Below are 9620 nucleotides of genomic sequence, written 5' to 3' on the forward strand. Positions count from 1 at the left end.
AATTTTTTTATTGACAACAAGGGCATTTTGACTGCTCCCCTACCTGAAGGCGAGGGGATTCTAAAAAGATGCTACGGGACAGGTTAAAACCGCGTCCCTTTGCTTTTTCTTAGCTGTCACCCAGATATAAATCCGGGTGGGATGAGTCAAAGCACCCCTACACACTCCACTCAAATCAAGTCCAAGTGTTGTGCTTACCTTACGGATGATATTGGCTGCACCATTTGCATCTGCATTGATGTACCAATTCATCGCAGTACGGAATAATCCCCGTTTTACTCTGCGACCAGAAGATTTCCAATCATTGGGTTTTTCACCATGTTTTGGTAGTGTATCACCATCAACAAATGATGCTGTTGAAGTGTTTGCTTCTTCTGTCTTTATAAACTCAATGCCATACTGTTGACACAATTGCTCAATTCGCTGCTTGAGTCTAGCTGTAGGGATTTGCACAAATTGTTGATTGCATTTCTTTCCCAAATTAATCTCTTGTTTAATTCCTTGTCCCCAACCAAACACAACTCGTCCAATCCGGTTTTCTAAACAATGGTTAATAACTATGCGAGCAGTTTTATTAATCCCATCTCTAATTTGACGATTGCGTTTTTCAGTAATAGCAGCAAGTTTATTTGACCAAAATCCTTGGGATTTATTCTCTTTAATTGTTGCTACTTGTTTATTATACCAACGGTTCAAACTTTTAATATGTCTACCATCAACAATAAAACTTGTACCAATATTATCAACACAAGTTAACCAATTTTTTAAACCGTGGTCAATGCCTAAAACTCTACTTTTATCTACATCAGATACTACAGGGTCAACTTGATAGATAAACTCTGCATAAAAGCAGCGATTTATCGGCAAAATCCTGACTTCTCTAATAGAATCAAAACTCAAATTTGAAGGCATAGGTAGGGTGAAAGAATCTAACTTAAACCATACCTTTACAGTTTGACCAAGAGGGATTCTGATTTGCCCGTCTTCTATTAACCTTAACCCCTGTTTGGGATAGCTAACACTGTTTAAACCGTTCTTTCTATACTTTGGTAGTCTAGGTCTTTCTAATAACTCACCACGTTGATACAAAGCATTAAGTTGTTTAAAAGATGCAAATGACTCATACACAGAACGACACAACTGTTGTGCAGATTGAGAATAGAGGGTTTGGAAATGACGATTTGATTTCATCTCCTTATCCAACTCAAATTTAGTGATGTAGCGTTTAGCTTTAAACCAAATTTGACGGGCATAGTAGAGAGCGCAATTTGACAAATTATTCGATTGGGAGCAAATAAATGATAAAATTGCTTTTAAATCTGGATTTGGGTGAATTAAAACCTGCTGACAACCGTACAAACAAATCACCTCCTTAGTGTTATTTATTATCCCATGATTGGGGACGGGTAAACGAAATTTTAGGTGGGATTTTTAGCTAAGTATCCAAAAAATCACTCCCCATACTCCCCACACTTTTTTTCGCTCACCCTGTGGGGACTGTGGGATAAATCCCACCGTATCGGGTTTCATCCCCTGTCTAAAGAACGAAACACGCAACTGTGTTGCTCTTTCTCAAGGGCTTTCACTCTCTCGTTGCACTTCTGGTAACGGTTGATTACTAGGTTTCCATAATTGATGACCATTCCCATGACCTAGGGATGCTTTCTGCTCCAGGCTGTTGCAGACTGTCTGCAGGCATTTTGTTGACAAAGGTGTATGCTGACAAAAAATCCCGAGTTTTTTTAATATTGTCTTCTCCCAAATAATCTTGAGGTAGACGATCCATCCCCTCGATGGTAATTTCCCAAGTTTGATGAGCTAACTGAGACAGTTCTGTATCTCTGAGTCCCATAACTGCTGAACGATGCCACAAATTTTCCAGTACAGGAATCTTGCCAGATAATAACTCCAGGCATTTTTTTCGGGTAACATCTTCATATAAAAGTGTTGTGACTAGAGTAACAGGAATTGGCTGCAAAATACCCGGTAGCATATCACAAGAGCGCAATTCAATGTATCTCCGGGGTCTGACTTCAAAATAGAATGTAGACAGGTGATAGATAAAATCGTCAACAGTCGGCCAACCATAAACGGGGTGACCATTTGCAATCCATTCGGCAAAGCTAATATCTATATCCACAGGTTCAATCTGGTTTGGTGCCAACTTAAAAATTATCACCTTAGCTTTGAGAACCCTTTCACTCCAGGTTTCCAGAATGTCTGCCTCAGAACCTTCGCAGCAGGGAAAACCAATACGAGTGGGTTCTAAATTTTGCCAAGCTCTGGCTCTGGTGGATACCCCATGAACGGATGGACTACAGGCAAAGGTTGCAGTGATAATTGGAGAAATCAAATTAGCCAGTAGCCATCTCTCGCGCCAAGTTTCTTCACCCCCCAAGTCGAAATTCATATGTATACTGGCTGTCTTGGTCATCATTAAATTACCCCATTGACCAAAACGTTGAAAAAACGTCATTAAGGCAGCTTGTCGAGGGGTGTGAACTTGCAATTTTATTTCATCTTCAGGATGCCATCGGTCAATTCCTGTCCCCAGCAGCACAACATCATGTTCAGCAAAAGCTTTTGCCAATAAATTTTGTGTGTTTCTCGTATGAGTTAATAATTCGCCTGGACTATCAAAAGGGCAGGTTGAAATTTCAATTTGTCCGCCCCCTTCAAAAGTAATAAATCCGCCGTTTTTCAGGGGATAGCGACAGAAGGTTTTATCATGATTTTCCTTTATTCCCACGAGAGAATCTTGACCAGAAAGAGCATCAATCATCTTTAAAATTCCTGATTCTCCTTCTAATTTTAAACGCCTAATTGGCATCCCTTCTTTATTAATTAAAAAAGGAAACATCTCCAGTTCTAAACCTACTTGTTTCTGGTCTGTCCCTGATTGAGATGTTCCAAAAGCTTTTTCTTTGGCAATTAATTTGGCATTTTCTCGGGAAACTGATTCTTGACGATGGACTGTAGGCATTTTCTTGACCGAAAAACAAACTGGATACAAGCCCCCGGATTTATCCGTGGAAAAGAAAAATGAATCTATCGTTTCAAGCCCCTCGATTCATCGATGGGGTAATAATTCTAAATTCTTCATTCTCAATCCTTCATTCTAAATTCTAAATTCCCCTTTACTCTCATGGTCAATCTATATACACATTTTCATCTAGCTGTCAATCCCCCATCTACGCCAATAATTTGTCCCGTCATATAGCTGGCTGCGGGACTGGCGAGGTAAGTTACAAGTAAGCCTAGTTCCCTCAAACTTCCTTCACGGTGTAGGGGAATTCGAGCCAGTCGTTTTGCTTTTTCTGTCTCATCCGACCAAGAAAAATCCGTCAGGGAGGTATGGTATTCTCCGGGAGCGATCGCATTGACTCGAATATTATAATTCGCCCATTCCAAGGCCAATACCTTGGTCAGCATATTGACAGATGCTTTGGAGGCATTATAGGCTGCGACATAGGGGGAGGCTTGGATAGCACTGTTGGAACTAACATTAATTACTACCCCTTGGTTCCTTGCCAGCATACTGGGAGCAACAGCCCGACAGCAATAAAACATGCCGTGAACATTAACTGCAAAAATATTCAGCCAGTCTTCATCACTCATTCGCGAGGTGACTGCTTTAGGAACGATGGGGGGACGGAGGTCAACGTCAGGTAGAGGAACGATAGGACATTTTTGAAACTGCCCTGCATTGTTCACAAGGATATCAATTTTGCCATAATGGTTGAGAGCCTGCTCGACAAAGCCATCAACCTGGCGGGAATCCGTGAGATCGGCTGCAATTGCTAATGCTCGTCTGCCGGTTTTTTCTATTTCACCCACTAGGGAATCAATTTCTGTCTGACTTCGGGAGACTACAACTAAATCAGCACCCGCTTCACTCAAGACTAAGGCAATTGCCCGACCAATGCCGCGACCCGCTCCAGTAACGATCGCAACTTGGTCTTGTAAGTTTATCTCTGGGAACATATTGGTTCTGAGGAATTTAACAAGGTTTTAATCTAATACACAGTTTTAAGAATTAGGCTTGACGAATTGTTAAATGATCCAGTAGGGCTTCTATTCCGTCATTATCCAAAATTCTGATAGCATCATCTGCTAAGGAGCAATGGTTGTTCAAGCGAGAATGGAGCTGAGACAAATATGGTTCATATTCTTGAGAACTATTCGTGTGAATTAGTTTTAGTAAGTCTAATCCGATTTGACCAAGAGTTTTGTCATTCAGGTTTTGTCTGAGACCATTATTCTGTGCCGCAAATGTAGCTAACTTCACATCTTTGTATGTCCATTTTTGTGAATATTGAGTTACTGACTCTAAATTTTCTATTATTAAGTAGGTTAGTACTAGCCAACTTATTTCTTCTTCATTGGCTTGCATTGCGAGGGGACGAACTTCAAAAACAATGTAATCTATTAAGTCGAGTAGTTTTTGTTCATTATTTGTATAAACAGCATTTACCAACTCTTCCAATTTAATTACTTGGTGAAAATTAAACTTTAAACGAAAATCTAACCAACAGAAATAGATAGCTAATTCTAGATCATTGAGGTTTATTTTTTGCTGGGAAAGTTGCCCTTCTAAATTATAAAATTCGGCACTTCCTTCTCTGATAAATTGATTCCCAGTCAAATACAAGTCTTGAGGATACCAGCATTCCCCATCGCGCATAATTTCAAACAAAGGCAGATCCCAGGTTCTATTGATATAGTCGCATAGGCTGAGATATGGTTTGCAAGGTAATCCAGACCTACCATACATTCTGCCTCTATTCAAGGTACTATAAGCGTGAAAACGTTGACTTTTGTAAGGTAACTTTTGTCCTGCCAATATAGAATCATTGGCACTTGCAGCCCATAAAAATGCTAATAGTTGTAAGAATGTGTTGAGGATTTCAATAGCTTTCTCTTGAGGAATTTCAAAGTTAAATTGAACTGAACATATTCCAGGAAAGTTTTGTAAAATCCATTCTTTACAGTCTTCCTCAACCATGTTCACCCAAATTTGATAGTATCCTTTCTGCGTGATTAAATCTTTTAGCTCACAAGATATTGGTTGGGTTCCATAGCCCAGGATTTTTAAATTATTTTTTTCTACAGTAGGCAGTAACACAGAAGACTTAAAGTTACGCCAATAACTAATTGCTTCATCAAGTGAATATACCGGCGCTAACGATGCTTCTAATACACAGACTGAAAGCTCATTGCTAAGCATTTCCCAACCATTAAGTAAGTCGGCACAATAAAACCAAACTATGTGGAGAAAAGTAAATAAGGCTAAAACCCTTTTTCCCCCTGCTCCCTGCCCCCTGCCCCCTGTCTTATCCAAACGATAATTTTTTACGCCTACCTACTTAGGCGTTTCTCTTTTGACACCGATTAAGGCTCCTGTGTTGGGATCATTCTTTTTAATCCAGCCTTGTGTTGAGAAATCAAGGAATAGTTTCTTGGCATCGTCAAAGTCCGCCGCTAAGTAATTCTGATTCACCAGGGGCATTTCTAGCTCAATACCAATCTTTTTTACTAGTCTATTCATTTTTGTGAATACTTATTAAAGATTATGTAGGGGTGAATGGTAATTCACCCTGATTAAATTCAAAGCAACTGATTTGCAATTGGATTTTACGCATAAATTCCAATTTTTTGAGCTTTGGAAACAATGAGCGAACCTTAAGTTTCTATTCCCTTCTAGACATTTAAGACCAGAGAATTAAGGGTTCTTGGTCGTTAGTAACGCCAATAAAGCTTGCAATCGATAGTCTTTCAGTATTGCCATCATCTCGGAGAACTTCGTGAAAGTTTGTGGTTTTAAAGAAGACTAACCGACCTTCCAGTGGCTCAATATCAGCGTAGGTTGCACCATCAACAACATCGTAAGTATATCCCATTGTGCCAGCAGTAAGCTTGTGCTGCTCGTCTAAAGGAGACCATTCTCGATCCCAAATTCTCAGCTTACCGCCATTGCTGTCTGGTTTTTGCAGGTATAAATTCCACACTAATTGATGGGATACTTGTTCCAATGTCGGCCATCTGAAGTCACGAGGTGCTAAATCATTGTGTAGACCAGAACTTTTAGTGACCCTGACTACTCCAGCAAAATATTGCTTGCTGCCTTCCATAGCAACTTCAGCACCAGGAATCCAACCGTTCTTCAGGAGGGAAAGTACCATTTCCAGAGGTGTTTCTATTCCTAACTCATTAAATAGTTCAGCAACTCTGCTCATCATTAAAGGGACACGCTTAAAGTACTCATCCTTATTGCCGCACATTTCGCAAACTGGATTTCCCAGATAACTTGAGGAAATGTTTTTGAGAGAATACTCTTCAATGTCAAAAATATTTTTAAACCGTTCAGCCACAATTTGACATACATCCAATGGGTAAAAATCATCAATTACAATGGCGGGAATTTCTCCGTTGATCAGTCGTTGGAGATGAAGGTTATTAAATTCATCGCCACGGATGTATTCGGGCTGCCAAACCAAAGTTGAACTGATCATCATGTATTCCTTAAATAACAACAGTAAAAAACAATATTCTGAGACCAATTGAGTATCTTGAGATAAATTGCTCCAAATCTTCAATGAGATTTAAGTAAATTTATCTCTGGGAACATATTGGTTGTAAAGAACTAGATAACATGGCTTTGATGTCATACACAGTAGGCTGGTCATTTCTGATATCTTTGAATTCATAAACGGTCATTTCTGCAAGGTTGACAATATAGGAAGAAATAGTTCCCCAAAATAGCCCAGTTTGAAAAACATTATTCATGCCATTTTTATCCGTACTTTCAGCCAAGGTAGTTTGCAAGGTTGCAAGTGAATTAATCTGGGTTGCTCGTTCCTGTAATTTACTCAACCGCATGTGGCTTGACTCCAATATAGGTAGCTCCTCCAATTCTGGAATCCGAGGTGAAAACCGAGTGTTATCTGGAAAATTAAATTGAGCGAGTTCGTCACTGATAAAATGATTGGTATGCAACAAAGAATCTTCTGTTTTAATCACTCCAGTTTTATTGCCAATTACTTCCACAATATAGAAGTTCTGAGTATCAGCCACAGCTAAAGAAGCACCATTGCCAATGGAATAATTACGCTGTTTTGCGAGTAAAACAGCTTCTTCTGCACTCTGACAACTACGGCACAAGTCATGGACTAAGTAGCTTGCTGGTAGCCCTCCAGGATGGTTTCCTTTACGGTAGTAGACATAGTTGTAACTGACGGCTAGTCCATGTTCGTTGACACAAAATTGACCGCCAAATGGCATGAGCATAGGGGCAAAAGCAACATAACGAGATTGGGATGTTTCTTGACGAACAATTGCACCTTGATAGGGGGCGAGGGGATATTGATAATCAAAATTCTTGCCCAATAAGGGGGAATCCCCAGACAAACAACCAACTCCGCTACACCCCTGAATCACCCCTGTTCTATCTGCACCAAGCACTTCAGATAATAGTAGAAAGTAGTATATACTTGGGGTTATTTCTGGAACGCTGAGCATCCCGTTGAGGTAATCTGTCAAGGGTTGAATGTGATCAAGTTGTTTTTGCAGCGATCGCAATAAATAATAGCTTTGCAGTTTTTGCAGCATTCGCTGGAGCCAAGATTTATTTTGCAGTCGCCGCCAATAGGGAGAACTCTCCAGGGTTTGTCGAGCTTGTTGATATTTCTCGACAACAATCGCAGCGTGTTGCTGACCTATTTCAAAGCTTGAACCCTGGAAGACATAAGGAGTATGACTCATGATATATAATTTTTTCTAATTGAATGTTATGGTTCACAGTATAAGTATTTATTTTATCTTCATTTTTTAACTTTAAATTCTATCAAAACAGGACTGAAGAAAGTGTGACAATCTGTGGTTGGTGCGTGAGTTCACAAGCTTTATTATTAGGTTGAGAATTCCTCTTTTGTGTCACGCACTCTACAAGAAAATGTACCAGTTGCGTAAGTCCTAGTGAGGATTAAAATCCTCACTATAAACCTATGAAAACGAATGATTTTAACTACCAGTATGGTTTTTTGAATCGTTAATCTTGTGCTAGGAAGTAGCTGCTACTTGATTCTACAATGATGGTTTTAAGATATTCCTGTGGAAATAGGAACTTTGCCTAAGGACTGCTTACCCATAATATGGGAAGCTGGATCACCAATCAGAAGAAAAGGTTGAGAAGAGATAGACGAACTAAATTCTAGATTGAGCCGTTTTACTGCATCTCCAAAACTAAATCCGTTCTCTAGTAATCCTTGACAGAAGCTTTGTTCTGGAGAACTAAGTAAGTCGGCACAATAAAACCAAACTATGTGGAGAAAAGTAAATAAGGCTAAAACCCTTTTTCCCCCTGCTCCCTGCCCCCTGCCCCCTGTCTTATCCAAACGATAATTTTTTACGCCTACCTACTTAATAGAACTTTCTCCCTTCTTGAGAATTTGATGAGAATTGCCAAATGTTGCAAAGTGAAGATATTCTCCACCACTGATCATGGGGAGATTACCCTGAGCAAAGACTACAGGTTGAGTTTGGGGTTGGATAAAATCAAGGTAGTTTTGCAGGAGATTGATGGAACACTCTTGTGCTGTTTTGCTAATTTGTAAACCATTAGCAACTTTTTGGGTTTGTCGAGCTATAGTATTTAACTCATCCACACTCAAGTCTGTTGACATCATCCACACCCAGAGGGACTCCGTTTGTTCATTTATCCGCAGCTCCGAGAAATCATCGACGACTTGCAAGTGTTTTCCAGTCAATATTGCATAGCATTTAGCCATTACAACCAGGGGACTATTAGATTTGACTGCTAAAACCCGTCGTCGGGAAATATGGGCATTGAATTGATCAAATGAGTATTTCCCATCATAGTTGATGGGATCTGATTGGGATGTCAGCCAGGTCTGAGCGGATTGGGTCTCTATAGAATCTAATCCTATTAATGCTGAATCATTCAAACTCCATGACAGTTCGTCAGTTGTCAGTAGGGGAAACGTGCTAAATATTTTACGAGTTGCAATCAATGATTCGAAAACAGTTTCATATTCAAAGATGGTGGAGCATAATATCAGTTTAACTGGGAACTTCCATTGACATTGCTGTGAAGAGAGAAACTGACGGGCTCGCTCCTGCATCCAATTACCGGCGGGTGTGCATTCAGATAAATGATAACGTATTGGTATCCACTCACAGCTAAAACCATATTTTCTGTAAGGTTCCCCAATAATTTGGCAGCCAAAATTTAGGTATTCTTTGAGGATTTCTGGGCGGCTATCGGCATACAGGGTTTGAATCCCATTTTCCTCCATAATGCGAAGCATCCCGCCCACAAGTAGTACACCAGTTGTTCGGTTCCGTTTGAACGAAGCGGTCACGAAATAACTGGCGTAAAAGCGTTGAGTGTGGCGGTCGAAAGCAACCCGCATTGCACCTACAAGTTGATGTTTTTCAATCACCATCAAGTTTTTACAGAAGTAATCATTGAAAACATCCTGATAGTTTTTGTCCTGAATTTTTAATTCGTCAACAAAGACTCGCTTGCGTAAATCAACAATGGCTTCTAGTTCGCTACTTGATGTTGCTAATTTCAGGAGCATAATTAACCCCAATTTTAA

At 39.9% G+C, this 9620-nt stretch carries 9 protein-coding genes; all 9 read right to left on the bottom strand.

From position 1 onward, the window contains the following. Nucleotides 1-60: 60 nt before the first annotated feature. On the bottom strand, nt 61-1368 hold the full coding sequence (locus tag CALSC_RS14940) for an RNA-guided endonuclease InsQ/TnpB family protein (RefSeq protein ID WP_088242120.1): 1308 nt from the start codon (nt 1366-1368) through the stop codon (nt 61-63). Between the two features lie 250 nt (nt 1369-1618). Next, nucleotides 1619-2983: a glutamate-cysteine ligase family protein gene (locus CALSC_RS14945; protein ID WP_088242121.1), complete on the bottom strand. Its 1365-nt coding sequence runs from the start codon at nt 2981-2983 to the stop codon at nt 1619-1621. 185 nt (nt 2984-3168) lie between these two features. Then, on the bottom strand, nt 3169-3984 hold the full coding sequence (locus CALSC_RS14950; protein ID WP_088242122.1) for an SDR family NAD(P)-dependent oxidoreductase: 816 nt from the start codon (nt 3982-3984) through the stop codon (nt 3169-3171). Between the two features lie 52 nt (nt 3985-4036). After that, nucleotides 4037-5341: a glutamate-cysteine ligase family protein gene (locus CALSC_RS14955; protein WP_088242123.1), complete on the bottom strand. Its 1305-nt coding sequence runs from the start codon at nt 5339-5341 to the stop codon at nt 4037-4039. Nucleotides 5342-5362: 21 nt separating this feature from the next. Then, nucleotides 5363-5548, bottom strand: a complete 186-nt coding sequence (locus CALSC_RS14960) for a hypothetical protein (protein ID WP_088242124.1) — start codon at nt 5546-5548, stop codon at nt 5363-5365. Between the two features lie 160 nt (nt 5549-5708). Continuing rightward, nucleotides 5709-6515 carry a 2OG-Fe(II)-dependent halogenase WelO5 family protein gene (locus CALSC_RS14965; protein ID WP_088242125.1) on the bottom strand — a complete coding sequence of 269 codons (807 nt, stop codon included), beginning with the start codon at nt 6513-6515 and terminating at the stop codon, nt 5709-5711. Nucleotides 6516-6612: 97 nt separating this feature from the next. Beyond that, on the bottom strand, nt 6613-7761 hold the full coding sequence (locus tag CALSC_RS14970) for a C45 family autoproteolytic acyltransferase/hydolase (protein WP_088242126.1): 1149 nt from the start codon (nt 7759-7761) through the stop codon (nt 6613-6615). Between the two features lie 335 nt (nt 7762-8096). After that, nucleotides 8097-8393 carry a hypothetical protein gene (locus CALSC_RS14975; RefSeq protein ID WP_088242127.1) on the bottom strand — a complete coding sequence of 99 codons (297 nt, stop codon included), beginning with the start codon at nt 8391-8393 and terminating at the stop codon, nt 8097-8099. 21 nt (nt 8394-8414) lie between these two features. After that, a partial coding sequence (locus tag CALSC_RS14980; protein ID WP_235006798.1) for a GNAT family N-acetyltransferase occupies nt 8415-9620 on the bottom strand: 1206 nt, incomplete at its 5' end.

It is taken from the genome of Calothrix rhizosoleniae SC01 (assembly GCF_900185595.1).
Taxonomy (GTDB): domain Bacteria; phylum Cyanobacteriota; class Cyanobacteriia; order Cyanobacteriales; family Nostocaceae; genus Calothrix_A; species Calothrix_A rhizosoleniae.